Genomic DNA, 22,836 nt, shown 5'->3' on the forward strand with positions numbered 1-22,836 from the left:
ATAGACGCAAGCCCTAGATATGAAAAAACCACCCGTAGGTGGTTTTTAAGCTTGAGCTAGCCAGACTTATTCAGCCTTTACAGCCTCAATCGCAATCGCGATGGTAACTTCGTCGCCAACATTCGGAACGTACTTGGCCATATTGAAATCACTACGCTTTACTTTGGTCTCAGCATTTGCGCCGCAGACATCTTTACCAGACATCGGGTGCTTTTTGCACTCAAAATGGGTAATCGCCAAGGTAACTGGCTTGCTTACGCCCTTCAAAGTCAAAACGCCCTTCAATGCACTAGGTTTATCCCCTTTAAACACCATCTGGTCAGCTTGGAAAGTTGCGGTTGGGAACTGAGTAGTTGATAAAAAATCTTCACTCTGGATGTGCCCATTAAATACATTGGAACCAGTATCGACTGACTTGGTATCAATCGTAATATCAGCGCTTCCTTTTTTAGCAGCCTGATCAATTGTGACTGTACCGGTGACAGTATTGAAACGGCTAGTCTGAATCGAGAAACCGAGGTGGTTATAAGAGAACTGAGCGAATGTATGGTTTGGCTCAGCAGTATAAGTAGCTGGAGCAGCAAACGCTGTCACTGTTAAACCGAGAGTCGCCACAAGGGCAACGAGTAATTTAGATTTCATTGATTTCTCCGTGATTAAAAAATACTACTAATTAGAATTTAAGACTAAATGGACTTTAACGGGCACCTCATTAGCAACCGCAGAGGTATCTGCCCAATTTCCCGCTCCTAAACCATAATCCAGTCTAAGCAGCTGAAATGACGAATCAAAGACGATTTTTTTGCCCTGCACCTGGTAGCTTGCCGACATCGTCAAAGGCATTGCCTTGCCCTTAATTGTCAACTTACCGGCAATCTCCAGTCGGTTATTGCCTAAGTTTTTAACTGAATCGCTCACAAAATTAGCGCTTGGAAAACTTTTGGTATTAAACCAATCCTTACCTCGAGCCTCTTCTTGCAAATCATCCCCACCTGCATTAAAGCTAGCAATCTCAATGACTAAATTGGCTTTGGCTTTTTCTGCTTGCTCGGGATTGAAATCCACCTTGCCAGAAAACCTACTAAAGCCGCCATTGAGGTTTGAGCCCATCAACTTCGTTGTAAAGGTAATCTTACTTTTGGCTACATCGATAGAATGAAATTCAGTTGCCTGAGCGGGCAATATAAAACCACATAAGAATAATGTTGTACTGAATACTGCAAAACCAGTAAAAAACTTTTTCATGCAGCATCCCTCTTGTTCGATGACTTACAGAATGACATTCGAGTAATTAGGCCATCCTTATCAATAAACTGATGCTTCAAAGCAGCCAGCACATGAAGGGCAACCAAAATCATCAAGCCATCAGCTAAAAAGGCATGCAAATCTTCTAGCTGCTCGGCTAGAGCCTTATCTTTTGACACGAGATCTGGCAATTCAAATAGGCCAAAGTAGTTCACTGTATAGCCGTGAGCAGAACTCATTAACCAACCGACTACGGGAATAGTAAACATCAAAATATACAGAGCCCAATGTGTGAAGACCATGGTGCGCTCTTGCCACTTAGGCATCACGATATGGAGTTCAGGTGCTGGATGGGTCAGGCGCCAAACGATGCGCAATAAGACTAAAAATAAGATCGTGATTCCAATCCACTTATGCCAACTAAAACTCACAATTCGATCCGGCCCCAAAGGCAAATCTACAGCAAGCGTTCCGATAGTCCAGACCACAACAATTAAAATTGCCATGACCCAGTGAATCAGAATGGCGGGAGTGGTGTAGCGTTCGCGTTCCATGCTGATTTACTCCTTTGGCTTACTACTTTGCGGCGCTTTCTTGGGCAATGAAGCCAAAGTAGAGGCATCATTTAATTGCTGGTCGACTAAATAAAGTGTGCCACCGTAATTCGCTTGCAAATCATAGCCAGATAACCCGACGGTATAAAATGTAATATCGGGATTAAAGGAGCGAATTGTGCCGCCCGAACCTGCAGAGAAATTAGCAGCGATATCAATGCCGCCTTTCTGGCCATCTATGGAAGTCAGCAAAAACTCATCAATTGATCCAGGGGTTTTAAAGAAGGCGATTTGATATTGATCTTGATAGCCCGCACCGACGCCCTCACCAGTTTTTAGGGCATTCATGAAGATCGGCTCTTTGCGACGTTTATCAAAGAGCACTCCCTGTCCTCTTGCGACTACAACCAAAACTACATTGATATTGGTAGTGCTGAATACCGCGTATCCAGCAGATTTAGCGGCGAGATCTTTTACCTTAGGGTTCTGCTTAATCAGCGCATCTAAGCCAGTTTGCGCCATCTTCAATCTGGCCTCGCGCATTTGATTAATCTGCGCTGGCGTTAGAGGCTCTCCATTATTACCAGTAGACTGGCAGCCCGCCAGCAACATCGATAAAACCAATAAGAACGTTGTCAGTTTTTTCATAAACCTAATCATTGCATCAATACATTAATAAACCCTAGGGACGAGTTTAGCAGTGCGTCTTTGATACTCTGCGTACTCAGGGTAAACCTGCCCCATCCAATACTCTTCCTGCCTAGACTTCACCTCAAAGAAAATCATCACAGCAATGAACTCAACCAGGGTCAATACAGCTTGAGTATGCAAAAACCAAGCTAAAGCCATCAAAATCACCCCCAAGTAGATGGGATGGCGCACATAGGCATATAAGCCAGTTTGAATAAGTTCACCATGTTCTACTGGCATAGGCAAAGGTGTCAGATTCCGCTTGAGCTGTATGGCAGCAACAATAGCAATCAGAACACCTAGCGGAAAGAGGATCAAAGCAATCATCTTTAAGATCTCGCTTACGATCTGAGAAAGCGAGAGGATGCCCCACCAGTCTGTAGGCCCCAGAAAAAGTATCCCCAAAAGACCAGCTTGGATCAAAACGTAAGTAACGCCATTTTGGAATAATTTTTTAATACTCATGAAGCTCTCTCAATCTAAAAACAAAAAAGCCCCACTGGATTGCGAGGCTTTTTTATATTGACAAACTCTCTAGTGCCTAAGGGATCATGATGATGGCACCAGACACTTTTCTTCCTTCTGCAGCTCGGTGCGCATCAGCTGCTTGCTCAAGCGAAAACTGAGCGCCAATTTGAACTTTGACCGCGCCACTCTGAATTGCGTCAAAGACATCTTTTGCATTTTCTTGAAGCAAGGCAGCTGTCGCATTGTGAGGAAAGACGGATGGTCTAGTTAAAAACAGACAGCCCTTCTTGTTCAAAATCTCCGGGTTGATATCTGGTGCAGGACCAGAAGCAGCACCAAAGAGCGCCACCGTTCCAAAAGGCGCAGTGCAATCTAAAGATCCCAGGAAGGTAGTCTTGGCAACAGAGTCATAAACGACATTAGCCTTACGACCACCAGTTGCCTTAATCACCTCCTCTACCCAATTCGGCTTGGAGTAGTCCACAACAGCATCGCAGCCCGCTGCCTTTGCTGCGGCAAACTTCGCTTCTGAGCCAACGGTGCCCACTACAAAAGCTCCTAAAGCCTTAGCCCAGCCTGCCAAAATCTGCCCAACACCACCGGCAGCAGCATGAACTAATACGACATCACCTGCTTTGACTTTATACGTTTTCTTTACCAAGTACTGCGCTGTCATTGCCTTGAAAAATACTGCAGCGGCCACTTCATCAGAAACCCCCTCAGGGATATGAACTAATTTTTCAGCAGAGACATTACGTAAGCTTGTATATGCACCAATGCCAGCATTAATGTACATCACGCGATCGCCAACTTTGAAACCATTCACACCTTGACCAAGTGCTTCTACTACACCAGCAGCCTCATGACCCAAACCTGTTGGCAGCTCTAAAGGGTACATACCCGAGCGCTGATAAATATCGATGAAATTAAAGCCAACCGCGGTCTGACGAATTTGTACTTCACCTGCTGCGGGAGCGGGAAGCTCCTTGTCAATCAATTCAATCACTTCAGCACCACCATGCTTTGCAAGACTAACCATTCGAGCTGTTGCCACACGTCACCTCATTATTATTTTGTTAAGTAAACATCATAGCGTAAGACTTTCGCCTTACTGTGCCAAGTCAAATACCAAGACCTCAGCATTGCGTCCATTGCTCAGTTGAATTTCATGCTCTTGAGCAAGATAAGCTGCATCACCACTTTGAAGCGCTTTGCCATTGACGGTGAGTTCGCCCTTAACTAAGTGAACATAGGCCTTACGGGATGGATCTATTGTCAAGCTAGCCGACTCAGCTCCATCAAATAAGCCAGCATATAACTTGGCATCGGCATGAATCACAACTGAATCTTTTTCTCCATTGGTCGAGGCTACTAAACGCAATTTGCCGCGCTTTTCTATCTCTGGAACCGTTTTTTGCTCATAGCCTGGAGGGATGCCTTTTACATTTGGCTCAATCCAAATCTGCAGGAGATGGGTTTGCTTACCTTCAGCATGGTTGAACTCACTATGCACTACCCCGGTACCGGCACTCATTCTTTGCACATCGCCAGGAGGGATTCCTTTGATATTGCCCATGCTATCTTTGTGAGCCAATTCCCCTTCAACGACATAACTAATAATTTCCATGTCGCGATGGCCATGATCGCCAAAACCACGTCCAGCCTCAATCCAGTCCTCATTAATGACTCTTAAATTACCCCAACCCATAAATTGAGGATCGTAATAGTTAGCAAAAGAGAAGGAGTGGAAGCTTTTTAACCAGCCGTGGTCTGCATAACCCCGTTCAGCCGATTTACGAATATTGATCATTTGGTTAACCTTAAAACATGTTATTTCAGTGAACAACTATCCTACACCAAGGACCAAAATCTGGCTGAGGCCTGATTAGCCTTGTTTTAAATGCTCCTTCGACTCCCCAGCATCATCGGATTGTCATAATTGAATGGGAAACTTTGACCATATTCGATTCCACAACCGATCGGGAGTGATGAGATGCTCTACCAAATTATTCCTCTTGAAATGGGCTCCATCGTTGAGCGCGAGATTTATCGCAAATCCAATATGGAGATCAAATGTGGCCTAGTCTGGAAGCTGGGATCCGTCATTACTCCCCATAAGCCTACTTTCCTCAAAACCTATAACCCTGCTATTGGTATTTGTCTTGAGGATCTCAAGGGTGCAGAAATCAGCGATACCTATAACGGTGAAAAAGTGATCTATTTTTCGGAAACCGTTCCTGAGGATCTGCAAGAAGAATTAACCGATATTTTTTATGGTATCTCCCGCAAATACTCCGGTCCGCATCAAGCTGTTTTTGAGGACCTGGATTGGTCTCTTGAAAAAGTAGAATCCTTCATCTTTGGACAGTTGGAAGTAAAAGAATTAAAAGAAGAGGATTTGGCTGCCTATAAATAAGCAGTAGTAATTGGTTTTCTAAATCCAGTAGTCGTGCTATCGTCTTCTCGATGCACTCCCTTTAGCCAATTTCGATACTAATATGACTCGCTACTTTGTTTGGAACGCCTCGGTCTTTCTTAGCATTCTGTTTGCTTATTTACTGTTAGCCGACCGTCAGACTCCCGTCATTTGGTATGGCCTCATTCTATTTTCCAGTCTCAGCATCATCGGGGCCCTCGATCAGATCCAGAAAAAACATGCCATTCTCCGCAACTATCCCGTCATAGGGCATTTGCGATTTTGGCTCGAATTCATCCGGCCTGAAATTCGACAGTACTTTGTCGAGTCGGATAGCGAAAAACTTCCCTTCTCTCGCAATCAACGGGCATTGGTTTATCAGCGCTCTAAAAATTTATCCGATCAACGTCCATTTGGCACAATCGATGATGTCTACAAACCCGGCTATGAATGGCTGAATTATTCCAACGCGCCAATTACCGATGAGCTTCCAGATGACATCAGAATAGAGGTTGGGCAGCAAAGTTGCTCTCAGCCCTATTCCATTTCGTTATTTAATATTTCAGCGATGAGTTTTGGCTCTCTCTCAGCCAATGCAGTGCTAGCTCTAAACAAAGGCGCCAAACTTGGTGGCTTTGCACAAGATACCGGTGAGGGCTCAGTCTCTCCGTATCATAAGGTCTACGACGGCGATCTCATCTGGGAAATTGGCTCAGGCTACTTTGGCTGTCGTCAAGCAGATGGTCACTTCGATATTGAGAAGTTCACTCAAGTTGCGACCGACCCCCAAATCAAAATGATTGAGATCAAGTTATCTCAAGGCGCTAAACCAGGGCACGGCGGCATTTTGCCTGCAGCCAAAATTACTCCAGAGATCGCTCTTACGCGGGATGTGCCGATGGGAGTCGATTGCGTTTCACCAAGCAGGCATACGGCTTTTAATACCCCAGTCCAGATGTTGGAGTTTTTCTCTTTGTTACGTGAAAAATCCGGCGGTAAGCCAGTAGGCTTCAAGCTCTGCATTGGTAAACCCGAAGATTGGTTTGCCATTCTGAAGGCCATGATCGATACTCAATTAACACCAGACTTTATCGTAGTAGACGGTAGCGAAGGTGGGACAGGCGCCGCTCCTGTCGAGTTTATTGATCATATTGGCATGCCAATGCGCGATAGCTTGCGCCTCATCCATGAAACTCTCATCGGCGCTAATTTACGTTCACGCATCAAGCTTGGCGCTGCAGGCAAAATCATTTCCGCTTTTGATATCGTGCGCGCCTGTGCGATCGGTGCAGATTGGTGTAACTCAGCACGCGGCTTTATGTTTGCGATTGGTTGCATTCAGTCACGCACCTGCAATACGGATATGTGCCCCACTGGAGTCGCAACTCAAAACGCCCAAAGACAAAAAGCACTGGATCCTGTTGATAAAGGAACCCGGGTTTACCAATTCCATAAAAATACAATGCATGCCCTTAAAGAAATTCTGGCTGCGGCAGCTATTCGACATCCCTCAGAGTTAAAGCCAGATCACATCATGCGCAGGGATGAAAATGGAATTACTCAACCCTTCTCAAAACATTTACTTCACATAGCAGCAGGATCTTTATTGCAGAATGATCCAAGCAATGCATTTACAGGTGAGTATGCTTATCTGATCAACGCTTGGAATGCGGCGAATGCGAAGAACTGGTAGGCGACTTAACGCTTGTAGAAGCTAAGGGTTACCTCACCCAGGTAAATACCAAACTTGCTCATTTGGGCTTTATTGAGCATCACTTTGGGCGTCACTAAATACATCCAGTCATTGAACTGGACCTTGTAAACATCTTTATCTACTGGCAGCGCTAAGGTATAGGTCCAATTGAGGGCATTGCCCGCAGACTCACCAATAGCCTCACCGACCACATCATCTGCCTTGCCAATATATTTACCTGGCGCTATCTCAGTTAACTTCCAAATTCGCTTTTGCTTTGTCCCGTCAGAGTATTCAAAGCTTTCATCAAGAGTGCCCACCTTTTTCCCGTCGATCACCTCCCAATGGCATTGCATGAGAACGGTGAAACGCTTAACAACCTCCCCGCTACGATCAGTAAATATTCCGTAAGCATCCAGTGTGCCGTTAAAGTATTCAGATAAATCGAGCGTCGGCTTCTGACTGGCATAGTCAGTCACCTTAGGGCTCGCACAAGCTGACAAGAAACCAATCAGGCAGATGGCTAATAGTCGGTAGAAGATTTTCATGGTGCGCAAGGCTCGCTAAATAAAGGGGACAGACAATTCTGTCCCAGTAAGGTTTTACGTAATTTGGGTGAGCTGGTTTTATCGGAAAACCAAACTCCAAAAAAGGCTTTGGAGAAATCCTCACCTGAAACTTGAGCTAAGGGCTTTTGATTTAACAGAAAAGTAGTGCCTTGCTTTGGGACATAAACTGCAGTCAACATCGTGCCGGGCTCTACATTTGGAAAAATTTTTGCCAACTCTTTGCCCCACAAATCCGCTTGCTTCTCAGGAACCCCGGTCTTGATCATTTCATCCGCGGTTCGACTGGCCAACGTATCCCGAGAAATGGAACGTTGATAGCGAATCTCTAGAGCAAACTCACTTGCATTGGGAGTGGCACTTCGATAGAGCGTGGCATCATAAATTGGCAAGCCCCAATACGTCAATCGACCAGTGCTCTGAACCTTGGCTTGATTAAGCAACTTATCCATATATAGAGCTTCATCAGCGTAGCCAGATCCAATTGCAGCCAAGAGCAACACGGCAGCACAAGAGGCTTTGAAAAACACTTTCATGCAATCATCTTATTGCAAAAGGGTGTACGACGTATTACAGCCTGCCTATAGGGTTTCTAAGACCTCTGATAAGGATTTGCCTTCGTAATTCGGCTTCTCGCCAATCTCTTCAAATGGATGGCCAAGGCGATTGACCCAAAAGACATCATAACCAAACCATTTGGCAGCAAGAGCATCCCAAGCGTTGCTAGATACAAATAAGACTTCATTTTTCTGGACCGGAAAAGCTTGTAATAACAACTCGTAAGCTTGCGGCGCAGTTTTAAATAAGCGCACTTCTTCAACCGTCACTACTTGATCCAGGTAAGGCTTGAGGCCGTTACTCTCAACCACCGTTGCCAGCATCTCGCGGCTCCCATTCGACAGAATCGCTGTTGCAATGCCCTTTTCCTTGATGGCCTTGAGCACACTTAGGCTATCCGCAAATCCAGTGAGCTTGGCATACTGATCCATCAAGCGTTTCTCATTTGCAGCAGATAGCTCAAGATCCATTCGCTTGCAGACGTAACGCAGAGAGCGAATCGTCAATTCCCAAAATGGAATGTAGTGTTTGCTTCCACTAGGATTGGGATCACTCATTGTGACTAAACGGGTGTACTCAATTTGGCGATCACGCCACATCAAGGCAAGTGCTACTCCATTTCCTGGGAATAACTCTTCTGCCAAAGCCCCCATGGAATAGACATCAAACAAGGTGCCATAGGCATCGAAAGCAATGAGTTTGTACATGAATATGAATGATTCCAGTTTTTTAATTTCGGCTAAGCATTTTTGTGTAAACGATTACGGACAGCTAGTAAGGCCAATAAAGAAATGGTTGCTGCAGTCGAGAGGTAGTAGCCCACAAACTCTAGGCCGTAGTTTGTCGCCAACCAAGTAGCGATATAAGGCGCTAATGAGGCGCCCAAGATACCAGCTAGCGTAAATGACAGTGATGAACCGGTATAACGTACAGTAGTCGGAAACAACTGGCCTAGAGCAGTGCCGAGTGGGCCGTAAGTAAAGCCCATCAACAACAAACCCATTGCCAAGAATATGACGGTAGTCAGCCAACTGCCTGAAGTAAAGAGCGGTGCGAACACGAGACCAAATACGAAGGCTGCCAGCATCGTCACAATGAGTACCTTGCCGCAACCAAATTTGTCAGATAACACCCCAGAGACCGGCACCCCAATTGCGAAGAACAGCACTCCAATCATTTGCGCAATTAGAAAACTCGAGCGAGGGTAATGCAGAACAGAAGTGCCCCAGCTCAAGGTAAATACTGTCATCAAATAAAAGACGGCGAAGGTTGTAATTGATAGCAAAGTTGCCCAAAACAAAGTAGCAGTATGTTTTGTGAGGACTTCCATCATCGGCATTTGCACGCGTTGATTTTTTTGAATCGCCTCCAAAAATGCAGGGGTCTCTTCAATCTTCAAACGCACATACAAGCCGACAAATACCAAGACCGCACTGGCGAGAAAGGGAATACGCCAGCCAAAATCAAAGAACTGTTCATCTGTTAAGTTTTTACTCAGAATCAGGAAAGTTCCACTCGACAATAAGAAACCAATTGGCGCCCCCATTTGCGGGAACATGCCATACCAAGCTCGCTTACCTGCGGGTGCATTCTCTGTAGCTAGCAATACCGCGCCACCCCATTCACCCCCTAAGCCCAAGCCCTGGCCGAAGCGAAACAGTGCCAATAAAATCGGGGCCAAAATGCCAATCGAGGCATAAGTAGGCAATAAACCAATCGCCACAGTAGAAGGACCCATCGTCATCAGTGCAGCTACTAAGGTAGCTTTACGCCCAATCCGATCGCCAAAGTGTCCAAATAAAGCGGCGCCGATGGGGCGTGCAAAGAAAGCCAGTGCAAAGGTGGCCAAGGACTGAAGCACAGCCGTGTTTGCATCACTTGATGGAAAGAACAGCTTTGGGAAAACTAAAACAGCTGCTGTGGCATAAATGTAAAAGTCAAAAAACTCAATCGTGGTGCCAATTAAGCTAGCCGTTAATACGCGTGTTGCTGAATTTTTTTGGCTCATGCTTGTCTCCTATTTTTATTTTTTATTGCTAGCCTCATAGGCCAATCGTCTGCAAAATCATAGCATTGGGATAAAACGTAGATTGCGATCGAACCCCCTCCAAAACCCGTAATCGGTAGACCTTTAGGAATTCAGAACCATTATTTTGGAGTACATTACAAGAAATCAGTGTGAGTTAAATACCCATCAAAATGAACCAAACCTCATCTATAACCCCTCTGCGGAATTTCATTACGAGCATGACTCGCTTGGTTGAGAAAACTCAAGATGAAACGCTCTTGCTGGCAGAAAGTAAGCAACTTCTCGCAAACCTGATTCAAAGTGAGTCCTGGTTACCTGAGTTTTGTACTGTGCCCCACCCGGAGTTCTATCAGCAATACTTGCTGCATGCTGATCCACTCGAGCGGTTTTCAGTGGTGAGTTTTGTGTGGGGTCCGGGACAAAAAACGCCGATTCATGATCACTGCACCTGGGGCTTAATTGGCATGCTCAGGGGCGCAGAAAAGGGACAGCGTTACCAATTCGATAGCGCTGGGAAGCTAGTAGCAGCTGGGCCAGAGACGACCCTCAAACCAGGCGATATTGATGCTGTAAGCCCACATATTGGCGACATTCATGTTGTGAGCAATGCATTTGATGACCAAACCTCCATCAGCATCCATGTGTATGGAGGCAATATTGGCGCCATCCATCGACACGTCTACCAAGCAGAAACCGGGGAGATCAAGCACTTTGTCTCTGGATACTCATCGCCCCAGACCCCCAATTTGTGGGATCGCTCAGCCGAAGTCAGAGCTCAAATTCACCAATAAACCTGCAAAAACAGGAAGTTAGACACAATTTTTTCTGATTGCTGTCATGCAATATTCATGAAAAGGGCTCATAATAGCTAGGTATTAACCCTAATACGCTAATAAAGGAGCCTTAAATGACACAATTATTGAGTCTCTGGAATGAGGTTTTTGCCCATAAAAGCAAGACCGCAAATCTTGAGCAATTTATTAACAGCCACAACCCCGCTTCTGAGCATGAGGTTGAAGTATTAACACGTGATTATTTATTTCACTACAGCACTGTACGGGGGCTCTAATCATGAAATCATTCAGTTCATTTTTACAAGATCTAGTGGCCTCTTACAAAGCCGCCAAAGAATGGCAAGAAAAAAATCTGCGCTCTGTGCTTGTCTAAAAGAGCAGTTCAGATTCTCTTAGCAGATTCTTGAGAGATAAAAAATACCAACCTCTAGGTTGGTATTTTTATTTGTACCATGCAGAATTAAATGATTTAGTAGTAGCTCAGCGGCTCTGTTTTTCCCCAAAAGATTTTGTAGGAATAGATGGTGTAGCCAATGATGGTTGGCAGCACAACAATGGCACCCCAAAATATCATCCATAAAGAATCTGTTGCAGAGGCCGCTTCCCAGATGGTCATTTTGCCGACGACAATATATGGGAACATACTGTAAGCAATTCCCAAGAAGGCCAACACAAAAATGGCGACGCTCAGCGCAAATGGAAGCCAGACAGGCGCAGGTTTATCTCTTTGCATTTTTACTAAATTCAAATCAATCAATACAAAACAGGCCAGTGATAACACAGGGAATGGCAATAAGAAAAAGATATTCGGGAATGTAAACCACTTTGCTGCAATCTCAGCACTAAAGAATGGAGTCGCTATAGAGATAATGCCCACTCCCAGGGCTGTTAACCACAGGCATTTTCTGGCCCAAGCCACAGCCTTACGCTGAAGCCCTCCGGAGGTTTTCATAATCAACCAGCCCGCGCCCAGCAATGCATAGCCAGCAGGCAAGCACAATGCCACAATGAATGCGAATAACCAACCCAAACCCCCGGAGTCAAAGCCGATCACCTCTCTACCAACCATCACGCCTTGTGATGCTGCCGCTAAGAAGCTGCCAAAAAAGAATAGAAAATTCCAGACGGCTTTTTGACTAAGGTGCGCCTTTGCCCGAAAGTCAAAAGAAACGCCGCGCAAAATCAGTCCAGCAAGCATGATGCCAACGGGTAAATAGAGTTCGGTCAAAATAATGCCATGCGCCATTGGGAAGGCGATCAAGAGCACGCCAACGCCCAGGACTAACCAAGTTTCATTTGCATCCCAAAATGGGCCAATTGAGGAAATCATGATGTCTTTTTCTTCATCTGTTGCTTGATTAAGCAAAATGCCAACACCTAAGTCATAACCGTCGAGGACAACATAGGCCACCATGGCAATACCCATTGCCACCAAAAAGAAAAGGGGTAACCAGCCTGCAGGTTCTAGTAGATTGGGAATCATATTTTTCTTAAGCTCCGATAGGACGGTTAACTAAGTTTGGCCTTGCGTCATCAGCAGCCTTTGCGGGTCCAGTCTGACGGGCTAAATAGAACACCACCCAGATATAAGAAAGGATCAGACCAAGATATAAGGCTAGATACATCACCAAGGTTCCTAAAATCATATTGGTTGGTAGTTTCGTTACTGCGTCAGCCGTTTTGAGAACCCCCGTGACTAAGAATGGTTGTCTACCCACCTCTGTCACATACCAACCGGCTACGACACCTACCCATCCAGAGAAACTCATGACGCTGAGGGTCTTTAAAAGCCATTTTGGCAATTCTTGTTTTTTTCTAACAAGGTAGAAACCCACAAAGGCCGTGAGCAGCATGAGCATTCCAATTCCAACCATGATCCGGAATGCAAAGAAGACAGGCTTAACCGGAGGATGCGTATCAGGGAATGCGTCTAAGCCCTGGACTTCACCATCCCAAGAGTGCGTCAGATACAAAGAAGCCAGTTTTGGCACAGCCACTTCATACTTATTTGCCTTGGCAGCTTCATCAGGAATGGCAAACAAAACCGCATCGGCACCTCTGGTGGTTTGCCAAATACCTTCCATTGCTGCTACCTTGGCAGGCTGATATTCCAGAGTATTTAAGCCATGCATATCACCCAAGACAATTTGCAAGGGGGCCAGCACCACCGCAACTGTCATGGATAGCTTAATCAATGCCCGGCTACCAGCAAGATTGATGCCTCGCAAGTATCGATAGGCAGAGATACCAGCAATTAAAAAAGTGACCGTCAAGAATGAAGCCGTCATCATATGGAAGAGTCGATACGGCATGGAAGGATTGAACACAATCTCAAGCCAATTGGTCGCATGCGCTTGACCATTAATCATTTCAAAACCTTGTGGGGTCTGCATCCAGGAATCTAAAACGATGATCCAGAATGCGGACAACGAGGTTCCAAAGGCAACCAGAAAGGTGGCAACCGTATGGGCTCTTTGTGAAACCCGTTTAGCCCCGAAGAGCATGATTCCCAAGAAAGTGGCTTCAAGAAAAAAGGCTGATAACACTTCATAGCCTAATAAGGGTCCAGCGATATTACCCACCGTTTGCATATAGCCTGGCCAATTAGTGCCAAACTGGAAGCTCATGGTAATGCCGCTCACAACACCCAAGGCAAAGGTTAAGGCAAATATTTTGACCCAGAACTGGTAAGCCTCACTCCATTCGATCTGACCGGTCCTATTAAATTGAATCTTGAAATACAACAAAGCCCAAGCTAATGCAATGGAGATGGTTGGAAAAAGAATATGAAAAGTAATGTTGGCAGCAAACTGAATTCTGCTCAAAATAAGTGCATCAAGCATCGTATTACCCCTTATTTTTATCTTGTCCTTTCATTATGCTCTTCGGACTTGGGCAAAACAATTGCTTGATCAGATTACTCAACTACCCTTTTTCTGAAAGGGAAATGCCTTCTAGCGAGATCTGGCGCGGTATTCCTTAGCTGCCACTTTTTGAGCGATCACCTTCTCGCGGAAATTAGCAACTAAGGTTTTTTGATGGGCGCTTCTATGGGTCTTGAGCCAATACAAAACTCCGAGCAGTGCAAACCAGATTGGCAGCACATAAAGTGCAACCCGGGTGTCCTCGCTTAGAGTGAGGGCATAGAGCACAATCGCAAAAAAAATAAATGCAACGTAAGGCATGACTTTACTCAGGGGCATTTTGTACTCAGACTCATCATGAGCTTGAGGCAGTCGTCTGCAGTAGGCTAGATAAGCAAGCAAGATCATCGACCAAATAAAGATAAAAATAATTGCAGCCACGCTACTGACAATCTCAAATGCACTCATCATCGACTGGGTGGTTGTGAGTAGTACCGTCGCAGACAGGATTAAGCCAGTTCCCAAAAAAATACCGCCAGATGGAATCTTGAAGGCAGACAGCTTGCCGAACACAGCTGGAGCATGATGCTGCTTAGCGAGACCATATAGCATCCGTGATGTTGCATAGATGCCGCTATTGCTTGATGAAGTTGCAGAGCTAATCACTACCAAGTTCACTAGCGATGCAGCACTGGCCATGCCAATCAAAGAGAACATGCCAACAAATGGGCTCTCATTGGGAGAAATGTCAGTCCAAGGCGTAACCATCATTAATACGATGATTGTGCCAACATAAAAAATCATGATCCGCATCGGGATTTTGTGAATCGCATCGGGCAGCATTACTTTTGGATTTTTGGTTTCAGCCATCATGGTTCCAATAATTTCCATGCCGGCAAAAGCAAAGATAGTCATCTGTAGCCCAGCAAGCAGGCCTGAAACGCCGTGCGGCATAAAGCCACCATAAGACCATAGATTACTTACCTTGGCATGAACACCGCCAGGAGATACAAATCCAGTCACGCACAGATAAAGACCCAAAACAATTAAGCCTACGATTGCGACGACCTTAATGATGGCCATCCAAAATTCCAACTCACCGAAGGCCTTAACAGTCAACAAATTTAGAGTTAATAACAACAGAATCAATCCAACAGCAGAAATCCAATTAGGCAGATCAGGAAACCAAAATGAAATATACCCAGTGATTGCAATAATTTCGGCAATCGCTGCGACAATCCAAACAAACCAATAAGACCAACCCACAAAAAATCCTGCTGTAGGTCCTAAGATGTCTTCTGAAAAGTCTACAAAAGATTTGTAGCTTAGGTTATGCAGCAATAATTCGCCCATAGCCCGCATAACGAAATACAAAATCAGTCCGGTAATCGCATAGATAAAGATGATTCCGGGTCCGGCCAAAGAAATTGTTTTACCTGAGCCCATAAATAGCCCTGTACCAATACAGCCGCCGATGGCGATCATTTCAATATGGCGTTGGTTCAGACCACGCTCTAGCTCACTACTCTTTTCCATATGAGAGGACTTCCGTTAGGTATTGGCAATAAAAAGACTATATCAAAGATGACTTTAGCTGCAGAGCCATGCTCCTATCTAAATCAGCAAATGCCCAGTCTTTACAAAGATCGTGCAGCCTTCCTTACTAAAGGGCTGGTGGAGGCTCATATGAGGGCTTCTAATCCATGAGCCAGCTGGATAGCGTCCGTGCTCATCCTCGAACACGCCATCAATTACAAAGATTTCTTCACCACCAAAATGCTTGTGTGGATTGAAGTAGGTTTGCGGCGCCCAGCGCACTAAAGTTGATCCGCTGCCTTGCCGCATCAGCGGCATTACCTGAAGACCGGGAACCATACCTTGATACCAAGCTGATGTTTTTGTATCAATCATTTCTCGCTCCACTTGATCCGGACCAAGATGTCGGAGTTTGACAAATAGAGTGCACCCGAACTCACTAAATGGTGCATGGGAAGAGCCCGGTGGATTCATGATGTATGTGCCCGCAGAGTAATTGCCAATCTCATCGCTAAATACACCATCTAAAACAAATATCTCCTCACCAAACTCGTGAGTATGGGTTGAAAACTTCGATCCTGGTTGATAGCGAACAATGGAAGTTGCTTTTGCTACCTCATCACCCATCCGATCCAGCATACGCCTCTCCACTCCCAACTCGGGACTTGAGATCCACGGTAAGTCATGGTGATTTATCACTACTCTCTGACTGTAATCAGCATTAATATTCATGTAGTCATTTCAGATAGTTAAAAACTTGACAAAGCATAGCAAGCAAAATGAATGTGTGCCCAAAAGACAAAACCCTCACCATTGCTGATGAGGGTTTGCGTTTCTGGTGGGCCCACCAGGACTTGAACCTGGGACCAAAGGATTATGAGAGCAGAAGCCCATGATAGAACCATATAAACAGGGGCTCTGCAGGTGGTCAGTGTCGGTGTGTAAGCAAATGTGTAAGCAAATTCACTCATTTACTAGAAGAGCTAGCTCACTCTTTAGTTTTCAAAACCAAAGGATTTTTGGAGCAACCATCTAGCACTTCGTTGCTCCAAACTCCTTCACATTACACTTCGCCCTTTTCTTTTTGCTCCCTTCCCTCCAAAATCTTTGCCATACCTGGCGTCATGCTATCCCAACGCTCTTTGCGGGCCTCCATTGCCTTATCATGTAGCTTACTAACAAGTTCCTCTGCATTTTCTAAAGCACCAAGTTGATTACCAATTAACTGAATTGCACGATCATGAAATGCAGGATCGGCAGGAATATTGGCAATAACATAACGCATACCTTTACGCTTTATACATGCGTAATATTCAAAAGAAACATCTTTACGCTTGCTGAAATCTGTTGGAGATTCAAACACAGCAAAAGGTAACTCCTCGCGTGATAGACAATACTTCCAACCTAGGTCATATTTAAATTGCTCAGACTCTTCCTGCTTGGCTTTCGTTGCTGGATCAACACCTAAAGAGCGTATGTTTTCTACTCCACCGCATTCTTGAACATAGTCCGTAAATTGCTCTACTGAGATTTGATTAGAGACAGCAGATTCAATCGCCCGGGCATAGACGTGAGCTGTTTTACGATCTGCGCGGGTGATATATCGAACTAATACCGCAGTATCTGAGCTGTTTGATTGGACGCGAATCTTATAGCTATGAACTAGCTTGTGCTTCATATCACTGATCAAATCCTTTTTATCAGGGGCAGCATCAAGCTGTTGATATAAAGTGAAAATCTTTGCAAGTAAATCATATAAAGCTAAACGTCCGCCAACAATATAGTTGGCATTAAATTGCTCATGCTCTTTTGCCAAATCATCAGCTTGGCTAATTAAGCTTTTGGTGATGACTGGCAGAGTACTTTTCTTAGTATTTTCTAATCTAATAATTTCTTTTTTCATTTTTTCCTTGCTCTAACTACACAGGCGTTACAACCTGTAACGCCTGCATGTCTTTTTATTAGTGAAATATAACTTTAGATAAATCTAAAAATTTCATTCCCAATTTTTCAGATGCATTTTTTCTCGCAATTTGTACTTTCTCATTACGCATGCACCAATTAAATTTCTTTTCGGCAACTTCTTCTATTGCATTAAAAGTCTTTAAATCAGCAATATCTAGATCAATGCCCTGCTTAACTTTATGCATTGCTTTATAAAAGGCCTCAATGCTACCTGCGCCTAACTTATCGGTTATATATGCACCAAACTTATGTGCTGCAGTTTTTTCTTGATTTAAATTGATCATCATCTGTAAATGAATAACTAAACCATCCCTATCAATAAATTGCATTCCATACTTTTTACATGCTTTAAGTCTAGCCTTGGTTACAGCCGAATCTTTTAAACACATGCCATGCTTTTCATAAGTCAGCGCATCAATCTTATCTAGCACCTTCAAGTCATCTCTACTCAAAGTAGCTTTATTCAATACCTTTCCAATAGCACGCGAATATATGTGTAATTCGGACTTCTCTAAAGAGCGAGTAATTGTTGTATTCACATCTAATAAGTTTTGCCCACTGAACCTATCAATTACGTTGTTTAGTTTTACTTTTTCTTGAATAAATTGCATTTTTAATACTCCTAATAAACATAGCGAAATTGCTATGTAAGTAGGATATGATTTATTACTTTTATTAAAAATTAACTTATATATAGATCTTTATTTTGGTAATATTTAATTATGACAAATCGACAAAAATTACCCCGCTTTGAGTCTCAAGAAAGCCATTGGGAAGAAAGTGGCTTATTCGCTGCTAGTGACTGGCGTTATGACGCTTTAATTGATTACTTAAAACTCAGCCCCAGCTATCAGCTAGTTTGCGAATGGGCTAGGAAAGGTAAAAAAGCACTTCCGGCCAATGCTCCCAAAGACTGGCAGCAAATAGTTAAGACTTATGAAGATTTTGGGGATGTATGGCGTATTCCAGAAAGTCGCTGGTGGGACAGTCGCGGGAAAGCGCTATTTGGTATTAAAGCAGCCAAAGCTCAAACATTCGCCGTTGGATATTCTGATGAAGCCACTCTTATTAATAGCAGCACAGCCACTCAATCACGGAACACATGGCAAGACATGGGCAAGCCAGAGTGCTTGGTACTAGCTATACCAACCAATCAAACTAAACAAATGGCCCTAAAGCAAATTAATGCCATAGTTCGTGCTGGTAATTTTGTATGCACTAAACCAAAGTTAATTAGACCGAAATATGAGCTAATACGCTCTAAGTTACGCGAGCCTACTATTAAGCTAGGCACTATTGCACTAAAGATGTACCAAAATGGTTACCCGCTTTGGCTTATTGGCACTAGACTTGAACTATCTCCTGCCCACCACATTAAATTAGATGATAAGGGAAATCCTGATCCCGGCGAACTCAATCTAGCTGATAAAAAAATACGTCTACAAATCCTAGCGAGTAAATTGGTAGCTAAAGCAGAGCTGATTGCTGAAAATGCCGCACGTGGGCTCTACCCTACTGACGCTCCTTGTAGGTATGCCATGAAGTTTAAATCTGCAACCCGCAAAGTAGGCAGGCCCAGTAAATCTAAATAAGCTCTACAGCTCTTCGCTTCATATCATCGTTCACATCAATATAAGCCTGCGTAGTGCTGATATTCTTATGACCTGCCAAGCTCATTAATACTCTCACCCCAATACCTTTACTTGCCAAGTTCGTAATAAAGCTTCTACGTCCACTGTGACTCGTGGCTCCTTCTATTTGGCATTGCCTATAGATGCCATTCATATGCTGAGTTAATGTATTAGCAGTAAAGCCTCTACGTGGAAACTTCTGGGTTGGAAAAAAGGCCCACTGGGGATCTCTGGTTTTTAGAGTATCTGCATAACCCTGTAATTCAACCCTCAACTTCTCATTCACAAATACAGTGCGAGCTATCGCACCTTTAGTCTGCTCAGCACTCAAGCGAATCTCGCTTTTCACCATCAAATTGGCGTCTAAAACGTCGCACATGCGTAGCGCAGCAACTTCACCCACTCTAAGTCCAGCCCAGTGGGTTAGCAGCAATATCGCCCTATTACGCTGGGCATGTTTAGATAGTTTTACGTAATCAAGTACTCGCTCTAATTCTTCAGCTTTAAATGTCTTTGCTTGTGCCATATAGCTAGCTCCTAAAAGTAATATTTACTTAGCTATAAGCATATTTTCTGATGTATGGAATGGACAACCGAGAGTGTCAAAATGCCACAGAGTATGTGATCTCTAAGTTTTCAATGACTTACAGGCTGAACTACAGGAAAGCTAGATTTCCTGTAGTTTTTTAAATTATGGAATCTTTATGGAAAACTATGGTGCAAATGACTAAGGGATATTTGCCAACATTGGAAATGGCTGATGATCTGTCATACCACTTACATGCTCCATCCAAACTATCAATTTTTGTGAATCAGATAACTTACTATATGTATCAATTCCATCATAAACCTCATAATCTGTATAGCCAGGATCCTCAAAAGATCTTATGGCCCCATCATTTCCATTGCGAATTTCACGGAATATGATCTGGTACAAAAATTTATCGGAACCCATATCTCGATCTATCTTTCCGAAAAGGTCATCTAATTTGGCATGAAAGATTAAGTCTGCAACTTTATCAAAATCTTTTTGATCGCTAATAGTTTTAAGCCAGTAATAGACCTCTAATCTTGTCATCTTATACACATAGTATGAAAAATCATTCCGATACAAACCCTCCAAGAGTTTTTCTTGTGTTTTTAAAGCGCGATTAGACTCTGATGTTCCTACTTGAATTTTTGATTTTTTACTTGTCGCCATGATTACCTTTTTATAGAAGGTGAACTGCGTTCACCCGTTCTTCGCTCGCGCTCATCACATTTATTCCGTTCTATATTACATAATAATCATGATTGGATCTATTGATTTATTGACAAGATTGGTTGATAGATTCTTTAGTCAAACGACGGCTATAGCACTAGGAAAGTACTATAGCCGCCGCTTCGTGTAGATTGGTCTGATGAGTTCCTCAGCAACACGACTCTAAAAGAATTTATTGGAGACAGATGTATTAAAACTCCAAACCCTAAATAACAGGGAATTCTGCGGCCTACTTGTAGTGCATAACCTTTAGAGCATTTATGCCAAGTGCGGGCTCATTAGCCGACGTATTACAACCCGCGTTTTTGCCGTTTAAGGTGAGCTAACCTTATTACCCCTGTTTTTGCCTATGTAATTGCCTGCGTATCTTTTTATATAAATTGAGTACTTGGTACATGCGCTTTTGCGTAGCATTACTATTAAATGCCTGTATTAGTTCAGTTTGCTCTGACGTTAATAAATCCACACAATCAATCAATAACTGCTTACTAGCTGCCTTCGCCCTTATGTAATCAATCTCCAAATCTGGGCTAAAGAAAGTGCTTGGGTTATACCCATTAGCCTTAAGCCAAGCATCTCTTAGCTTGATGTCTTTGATAGTCTGATAACTTTGCATACAGTTATTTATTAATACCAATGATCGCCCGCTGATCTTTTATTTCTTCATGGATTTCAATGGCTTATATGGCTTATTTTGTGGCCTTTTTCGGTAGGAATTTAAATACTCTGAAGTTACTGTAATAGCTATACAAACACTCCAGGAGCAAGAGATGACAGCGCTTAGCAGCTTACAGCTAGTTAATAGTAAGAAGTCTTTAAAGGTTAGCCCAATCGTTCATAGACGCAATAAGTTGGTAGCCAAAATTCATGAGCAATTAGAGCTGTGTGAAGCAAAAATGAATGGGCAACTATATGCACCTAAAAAGCTACGTACATATATTAATAAACAAACTGGTGAGCGTATGACTGTGGAAGCTGTTAAACGGATTAAGGAATGGCACTGGACTACGCCCGATGGACTCATTCATTTGTCTGTCAAATACGGATCCAAAGTATTGCCCTTATCAGCAGATGGTAGCAATGCCATTGTTTGCGCTAACAAGGATGCACTAGTGCAAGCTCTTAAGACATTAAAGGTTGCTGTGCTAGATGGGGAATTAGATACAGCTATTGCTGAAGCTAGCAGCTACACAAAATCTGGCTTTATCAAATGACCTTACTAATTTTCCTGGCGCTATTGGCAGAGCTCAATGAATACCTTTAATCAGATTACTTCATCACCTAACTCATAGTACTAAATATATGAATAGGAGAACATCGTGCGCATATATGAAATTACCAACCCAGAAGATCAACTGGCTTTACTGAAAATGATCATCGATAACACTTGGGCGGCCATTAGCAGAGAACAACAAACCAAAAAACCACTAGTCAAAGCTACTCCAGCGACTCCCCTTAAAAAAGGTGTAAAGCCTAAGGCTATTCCAAAGCCCAAAAAAGCTCCTTATGCTGCGACTCCAAAACCCTTAGCAAAACCTAATCCGGTATATCAAACTCCAACACAAATACATCATCAACAACTCAAAACTAAGCAAGGCTATGCACAGGAGGTTGAAGGGACTTTTAATAAGGATGCCGTAAAAATGCCTAAGTCATTGCAGCCCCTGCCAGGTAATATCATCAGCCCTATTGGTGGTGTTGATCCTGACTTTGAGAAGAAGATGCAGGACGCCCGAAATCAAGGCGAGCAAAACCGCGCTAACGGGTCACTACCGCTGTCAAATTAATCAGATTAATTTTCCTACTCATCAGGCAAACAGGCTATGCGAACCGCAATACTGATACTTTCTAAGCGTTACTTTAAGTAACGCTCATAATTACACCTATAACTACCAATCCTAATTACCCATGTCCAAAACCATTATTTTCGATACCGAAGCTACAGGTATTAAAGAACCCGTACTCATAGAAGCTGCTTGGGTTGAACTGGAGTCCTTATACCCATTCTCAATCACTAACCCCTTTGTCCAGCGTTATAACCCTGGTAAACCTATTGCCTTAGGCGCACTAGCTACCCATCACATCATGGATGAGGAATTGGTTAATTGCCCACCAGCTGCTAGCTTTACCCTGCCTGGACACGTGGACTACATGATTGGGCATAACGTGGACTTTGACTGGGAAGTAATTGGTAAACCTGATGTCAAACGTATCTGTACACTGGCACTTGCTCGCAAACTATGGCCAGACTTAGATAACCATAATCAAAGCGCATTGATGTACTACTTAGAGCGCGATACAGCACGAGAGCAATTACGTAATGCTCACTCTGCTATTGCCGATGTGGGTATATGCGCCGTGATCCTAGATCACATTTGCCAAGAGCTAGGGGTAAAGACTATTGAAGATTTATATGCTGAATCTGAAAAGGCTAGAACCCCAACAACCATGCCATTTGGTAAACATAAGGGCGTGTTGTTATCAGATGTTCCCAGCGACTATAAACAGTGGCTACTGACTCAAGGGGATATTGATCCGTATTTGAGAAAAGCTTTGGAGGTTTAAA

Annotated in this window: 28 protein-coding genes; 8 read left to right on the plus strand and 20 right to left on the minus strand. The window is 43.7% G+C overall.

Annotated elements, in window-relative coordinates; genetic code table 11:
• Nucleotides 1–66 precede the first annotated feature (66 nt).
• The 7 genes from ICU98_RS06750 to ICU98_RS06780 form a co-directional block, all read right to left on the minus strand.
• Nucleotides 67–642, minus strand: a complete 576-nt coding sequence (locus ICU98_RS06750; RefSeq protein ID WP_215351619.1) for a YceI family protein — start codon at nucleotides 640–642, stop codon at nucleotides 67–69.
• A 27-nt stretch (nucleotides 643–669) separates the two neighbouring features.
• Entirely contained in the window at nucleotides 670–1,245 is a 576-nt protein-coding gene (locus ICU98_RS06755) for a YceI family protein (protein WP_215351622.1), read from the minus strand.
• Nucleotides 1,242–1,799, minus strand: a complete 558-nt coding sequence (locus ICU98_RS06760; protein ID WP_215351625.1) for a cytochrome b — start codon at nucleotides 1,797–1,799, stop codon at nucleotides 1,242–1,244. The genes ICU98_RS06755 and ICU98_RS06760 overlap by 4 nt, the downstream gene beginning before the upstream one ends.
• 6 nt (nucleotides 1,800–1,805) lie before the next feature.
• Complete coding sequence (locus tag ICU98_RS06765; protein WP_251365322.1) at nucleotides 1,806–2,447, minus strand: hypothetical protein; 642 nt, start codon at nucleotides 2,445–2,447, stop codon at nucleotides 1,806–1,808.
• Between the two features lie 24 nt (nucleotides 2,448–2,471).
• A complete protein-coding gene (locus ICU98_RS06770; RefSeq protein WP_215351631.1) occupies nucleotides 2,472–2,954 on the minus strand; it encodes an isoprenylcysteine carboxylmethyltransferase family protein in 483 nt (160 codons plus the stop codon).
• 76 nt (nucleotides 2,955–3,030) lie between these two features.
• Nucleotides 3,031–4,011, minus strand: a complete 981-nt coding sequence (locus tag ICU98_RS06775) for a quinone oxidoreductase (protein ID WP_251365323.1) — start codon at nucleotides 4,009–4,011, stop codon at nucleotides 3,031–3,033.
• Nucleotides 4,012–4,065: 54 nt separating this feature from the next.
• On the minus strand, nucleotides 4,066–4,767 hold the full coding sequence (locus ICU98_RS06780) for a pirin family protein (protein ID WP_215351634.1): 702 nt from the start codon (nucleotides 4,765–4,767) through the stop codon (nucleotides 4,066–4,068).
• A gap of 183 nt (nucleotides 4,768–4,950) precedes the next feature.
• Between ICU98_RS06780 and ICU98_RS06785 the strand changes: the two genes are divergently transcribed.
• Together ICU98_RS06785 and ICU98_RS06790 are read left to right on the plus strand one after the other, a co-directional pair.
• Nucleotides 4,951–5,373 (plus strand): hypothetical protein, encoded by a 423-nt coding sequence (locus ICU98_RS06785; protein WP_215351637.1) that lies wholly within the window; start codon nucleotides 4,951–4,953, stop codon nucleotides 5,371–5,373.
• A gap of 82 nt (nucleotides 5,374–5,455) precedes the next feature.
• Nucleotides 5,456–7,066, plus strand: a complete 1,611-nt coding sequence (locus ICU98_RS06790; protein WP_215351640.1) for an FMN-binding glutamate synthase family protein — start codon at nucleotides 5,456–5,458, stop codon at nucleotides 7,064–7,066.
• 5 nt (nucleotides 7,067–7,071) lie between these two features.
• On the opposite strand, the gene ICU98_RS06795 is transcribed toward ICU98_RS06790, so the two are convergent.
• The 4 genes from ICU98_RS06795 to ICU98_RS06810 are packed head-to-tail and all read right to left on the minus strand — an operon-like array spanning nucleotide 7,072 to nucleotide 10,198.
• Complete coding sequence (locus ICU98_RS06795) at nucleotides 7,072–7,614, minus strand: DUF3833 domain-containing protein (RefSeq protein WP_215336044.1); 543 nt, start codon at nucleotides 7,612–7,614, stop codon at nucleotides 7,072–7,074.
• Nucleotides 7,611–8,168, minus strand: a complete 558-nt coding sequence (locus ICU98_RS06800; RefSeq protein WP_215351643.1) for a chalcone isomerase family protein — start codon at nucleotides 8,166–8,168, stop codon at nucleotides 7,611–7,613. The genes ICU98_RS06795 and ICU98_RS06800 overlap by 4 nt, the downstream gene beginning before the upstream one ends.
• A 45-nt stretch (nucleotides 8,169–8,213) precedes the next feature.
• Complete coding sequence (locus ICU98_RS06805) at nucleotides 8,214–8,897, minus strand: haloacid dehalogenase type II (protein ID WP_215351646.1); 684 nt, start codon at nucleotides 8,895–8,897, stop codon at nucleotides 8,214–8,216.
• Between the two features lie 32 nt (nucleotides 8,898–8,929).
• Nucleotides 8,930–10,198, minus strand: coding sequence for an MFS transporter (locus ICU98_RS06810; RefSeq protein ID WP_215351648.1), 1,269 nt, complete (start codon nucleotides 10,196–10,198; stop codon nucleotides 8,930–8,932).
• A 191-nt stretch (nucleotides 10,199–10,389) separates the two neighbouring features.
• Here ICU98_RS06810 and ICU98_RS06815 point away from each other — a divergent pair, with 191 nt between their 5' ends.
• Both ICU98_RS06815 and ICU98_RS06820 read left to right on the plus strand, forming a co-directional pair.
• Complete coding sequence (locus ICU98_RS06815) at nucleotides 10,390–11,010, plus strand: cysteine dioxygenase (protein ID WP_215351651.1); 621 nt, start codon at nucleotides 10,390–10,392, stop codon at nucleotides 11,008–11,010.
• A 116-nt stretch (nucleotides 11,011–11,126) separates the two neighbouring features.
• Nucleotides 11,127–11,288 carry a hypothetical protein gene (locus ICU98_RS06820; RefSeq protein ID WP_215351653.1) on the plus strand — a complete coding sequence of 54 codons (162 nt, stop codon included), beginning with the start codon at nucleotides 11,127–11,129 and terminating at the stop codon, nucleotides 11,286–11,288.
• A gap of 194 nt (nucleotides 11,289–11,482) precedes the next feature.
• Here the strand turns inward: ICU98_RS06820 and ICU98_RS06825 are convergent, their stop codons facing one another.
• The 6 genes from ICU98_RS06825 to ICU98_RS06850 all read right to left on the minus strand — a co-directional run bounded on the left by ICU98_RS06825 (nucleotide 11,483) and on the right by ICU98_RS06850 (nucleotide 17,989).
• Complete coding sequence (locus tag ICU98_RS06825) at nucleotides 11,483–12,496, minus strand: cytochrome d ubiquinol oxidase subunit II (protein ID WP_215336056.1); 1,014 nt, start codon at nucleotides 12,494–12,496, stop codon at nucleotides 11,483–11,485.
• 7 nt (nucleotides 12,497–12,503) lie between these two features.
• A complete protein-coding gene (locus ICU98_RS06830) occupies nucleotides 12,504–13,856 on the minus strand; it encodes a cytochrome ubiquinol oxidase subunit I (protein ID WP_215351656.1) in 1,353 nt (450 codons plus the stop codon).
• A 111-nt stretch (nucleotides 13,857–13,967) separates the two neighbouring features.
• Nucleotides 13,968–15,413 carry an amino acid permease gene (locus ICU98_RS06835; protein ID WP_215351659.1) on the minus strand — a complete coding sequence of 482 codons (1,446 nt, stop codon included), beginning with the start codon at nucleotides 15,411–15,413 and terminating at the stop codon, nucleotides 13,968–13,970.
• A 78-nt stretch (nucleotides 15,414–15,491) separates the two neighbouring features.
• Nucleotides 15,492–16,145 (minus strand): cupin domain-containing protein, encoded by a 654-nt coding sequence (locus tag ICU98_RS06840; RefSeq protein ID WP_215351662.1) that lies wholly within the window; start codon nucleotides 16,143–16,145, stop codon nucleotides 15,492–15,494.
• 331 nt (nucleotides 16,146–16,476) lie between these two features.
• Nucleotides 16,477–17,316, minus strand: coding sequence for a hypothetical protein (locus ICU98_RS06845; protein ID WP_215351664.1), 840 nt, complete (start codon nucleotides 17,314–17,316; stop codon nucleotides 16,477–16,479).
• Nucleotides 17,317–17,374: 58 nt separating this feature from the next.
• Nucleotides 17,375–17,989, minus strand: coding sequence for a hypothetical protein (locus tag ICU98_RS06850; protein WP_215351667.1), 615 nt, complete (start codon nucleotides 17,987–17,989; stop codon nucleotides 17,375–17,377).
• A 111-nt stretch (nucleotides 17,990–18,100) separates the two neighbouring features.
• Here ICU98_RS06850 and ICU98_RS06855 point away from each other — a divergent pair, with 111 nt between their 5' ends.
• Nucleotides 18,101–18,970, plus strand: a complete 870-nt coding sequence (locus ICU98_RS06855) for a hypothetical protein (RefSeq protein WP_215351670.1) — start codon at nucleotides 18,101–18,103, stop codon at nucleotides 18,968–18,970.
• Here ICU98_RS06855 and ICU98_RS06860 read toward each other — a convergent pair.
• The 3 genes from ICU98_RS06860 to ICU98_RS06870 form a co-directional block, all read right to left on the minus strand.
• Nucleotides 18,963–19,535: a site-specific integrase gene (locus ICU98_RS06860; RefSeq protein WP_215351673.1), complete on the minus strand. Its 573-nt coding sequence runs from the start codon at nucleotides 19,533–19,535 to the stop codon at nucleotides 18,963–18,965. The two genes, ICU98_RS06855 and ICU98_RS06860, sit on opposite strands and share 8 nt — an antisense overlap.
• Nucleotides 19,536–19,736: 201 nt before the next feature.
• Entirely contained in the window at nucleotides 19,737–20,210 is a 474-nt protein-coding gene (locus ICU98_RS06865) for a hypothetical protein (protein ID WP_215351676.1), read from the minus strand.
• Between the two features lie 391 nt (nucleotides 20,211–20,601).
• Entirely contained in the window at nucleotides 20,602–20,886 is a 285-nt protein-coding gene (locus ICU98_RS06870) for a hypothetical protein (protein WP_215303416.1), read from the minus strand.
• Nucleotides 20,887–21,040: 154 nt separating this feature from the next.
• Between ICU98_RS06870 and ICU98_RS06875 the strand changes: the two genes are divergently transcribed.
• From ICU98_RS06875 to ICU98_RS06885, 3 genes are all read left to right on the plus strand, one after another.
• Entirely contained in the window at nucleotides 21,041–21,484 is a 444-nt protein-coding gene (locus ICU98_RS06875) for a DUF6641 family protein (RefSeq protein WP_215281431.1), read from the plus strand.
• A gap of 105 nt (nucleotides 21,485–21,589) precedes the next feature.
• A complete protein-coding gene (locus ICU98_RS06880; RefSeq protein WP_215351679.1) occupies nucleotides 21,590–22,057 on the plus strand; it encodes a hypothetical protein in 468 nt (155 codons plus the stop codon).
• Between the two features lie 121 nt (nucleotides 22,058–22,178).
• A complete protein-coding gene (locus ICU98_RS06885) occupies nucleotides 22,179–22,835 on the plus strand; it encodes a putative quorum-sensing-regulated virulence factor (RefSeq protein WP_215351682.1) in 657 nt (218 codons plus the stop codon).
• Nucleotide 22,836: the final 1 nt, after the last annotated feature.

The sequence above is a fragment of the Polynucleobacter sp. MWH-P3-07-1 genome, from assembly GCF_018687555.1.
GTDB lineage: Bacteria > Pseudomonadota > Gammaproteobacteria > Burkholderiales > Burkholderiaceae > Polynucleobacter.

Excerpts from the sequence above, each read along its gene's own strand:
- ICU98_RS06750 (WP_215351619.1), bottom strand. The coding sequence starts at position 642 with ATGAAATCTAAATTACTCGTTGCCCTTGTGGCGACTCTCGGTTTAACA.
- ICU98_RS06755 (WP_215351622.1), bottom strand. The coding sequence starts at position 1,245 with ATGAAAAAGTTTTTTACTGGTTTTGCAGTATTCAGTACAACATTATTC.
- ICU98_RS06760 (WP_215351625.1), bottom strand. The coding sequence starts at position 1,799 with ATGGAACGCGAACGCTACACCACTCCCGCCATTCTGATTCACTGGGTC.
- ICU98_RS06765 (WP_251365322.1), bottom strand. The coding sequence starts at position 2,447 with ATGAAAAAACTGACAACGTTCTTATTGGTTTTATCGATGTTGCTGGCG.
- ICU98_RS06770 (WP_215351631.1), bottom strand. The coding sequence starts at position 2,954 with ATGAGTATTAAAAAATTATTCCAAAATGGCGTTACTTACGTTTTGATC.
- ICU98_RS06780 (WP_215351634.1), bottom strand. The coding sequence starts at position 4,767 with ATGATCAATATTCGTAAATCGGCTGAACGGGGTTATGCAGACCACGGC.
- ICU98_RS06785 (WP_215351637.1), top strand. The coding sequence starts at position 4,951 with ATGCTCTACCAAATTATTCCTCTTGAAATGGGCTCCATCGTTGAGCGC.
- ICU98_RS06790 (WP_215351640.1), top strand. The coding sequence starts at position 5,456 with ATGACTCGCTACTTTGTTTGGAACGCCTCGGTCTTTCTTAGCATTCTG.
- ICU98_RS06795 (WP_215336044.1), bottom strand. The coding sequence starts at position 7,614 with ATGAAAATCTTCTACCGACTATTAGCCATCTGCCTGATTGGTTTCTTG.
- ICU98_RS06800 (WP_215351643.1), bottom strand. The coding sequence starts at position 8,168 with ATGAAAGTGTTTTTCAAAGCCTCTTGTGCTGCCGTGTTGCTCTTGGCT.
- ICU98_RS06805 (WP_215351646.1), bottom strand. The coding sequence starts at position 8,897 with ATGTACAAACTCATTGCTTTCGATGCCTATGGCACCTTGTTTGATGTC.
- ICU98_RS06810 (WP_215351648.1), bottom strand. The coding sequence starts at position 10,198 with ATGAGCCAAAAAAATTCAGCAACACGCGTATTAACGGCTAGCTTAATT.
- ICU98_RS06815 (WP_215351651.1), top strand. The coding sequence starts at position 10,390 with ATGAACCAAACCTCATCTATAACCCCTCTGCGGAATTTCATTACGAGC.
- ICU98_RS06820 (WP_215351653.1), top strand. The coding sequence starts at position 11,127 with ATGACACAATTATTGAGTCTCTGGAATGAGGTTTTTGCCCATAAAAGC.
- ICU98_RS06825 (WP_215336056.1), bottom strand. The coding sequence starts at position 12,496 with ATGATTCCCAATCTACTAGAACCTGCAGGCTGGTTACCCCTTTTCTTT.
- ICU98_RS06830 (WP_215351656.1), bottom strand. The coding sequence starts at position 13,856 with ATGCTTGATGCACTTATTTTGAGCAGAATTCAGTTTGCTGCCAACATT.
- ICU98_RS06835 (WP_215351659.1), bottom strand. The coding sequence starts at position 15,413 with ATGGAAAAGAGTAGTGAGCTAGAGCGTGGTCTGAACCAACGCCATATT.
- ICU98_RS06840 (WP_215351662.1), bottom strand. The coding sequence starts at position 16,145 with ATGAATATTAATGCTGATTACAGTCAGAGAGTAGTGATAAATCACCAT.
- ICU98_RS06845 (WP_215351664.1), bottom strand. The coding sequence starts at position 17,316 with ATGAAAAAAGAAATTATTAGATTAGAAAATACTAAGAAAAGTACTCTG.
- ICU98_RS06850 (WP_215351667.1), bottom strand. The coding sequence starts at position 17,989 with ATGCAATTTATTCAAGAAAAAGTAAAACTAAACAACGTAATTGATAGG.
- ICU98_RS06855 (WP_215351670.1), top strand. The coding sequence starts at position 18,101 with ATGACAAATCGACAAAAATTACCCCGCTTTGAGTCTCAAGAAAGCCAT.
- ICU98_RS06860 (WP_215351673.1), bottom strand. The coding sequence starts at position 19,535 with ATGGCACAAGCAAAGACATTTAAAGCTGAAGAATTAGAGCGAGTACTT.
- ICU98_RS06865 (WP_215351676.1), bottom strand. The coding sequence starts at position 20,210 with ATGGCGACAAGTAAAAAATCAAAAATTCAAGTAGGAACATCAGAGTCT.
- ICU98_RS06870 (WP_215303416.1), bottom strand. The coding sequence starts at position 20,886 with ATGCAAAGTTATCAGACTATCAAAGACATCAAGCTAAGAGATGCTTGG.
- ICU98_RS06875 (WP_215281431.1), top strand. The coding sequence starts at position 21,041 with ATGACAGCGCTTAGCAGCTTACAGCTAGTTAATAGTAAGAAGTCTTTA.
- ICU98_RS06885 (WP_215351682.1), top strand. The coding sequence starts at position 22,179 with ATGTCCAAAACCATTATTTTCGATACCGAAGCTACAGGTATTAAAGAA.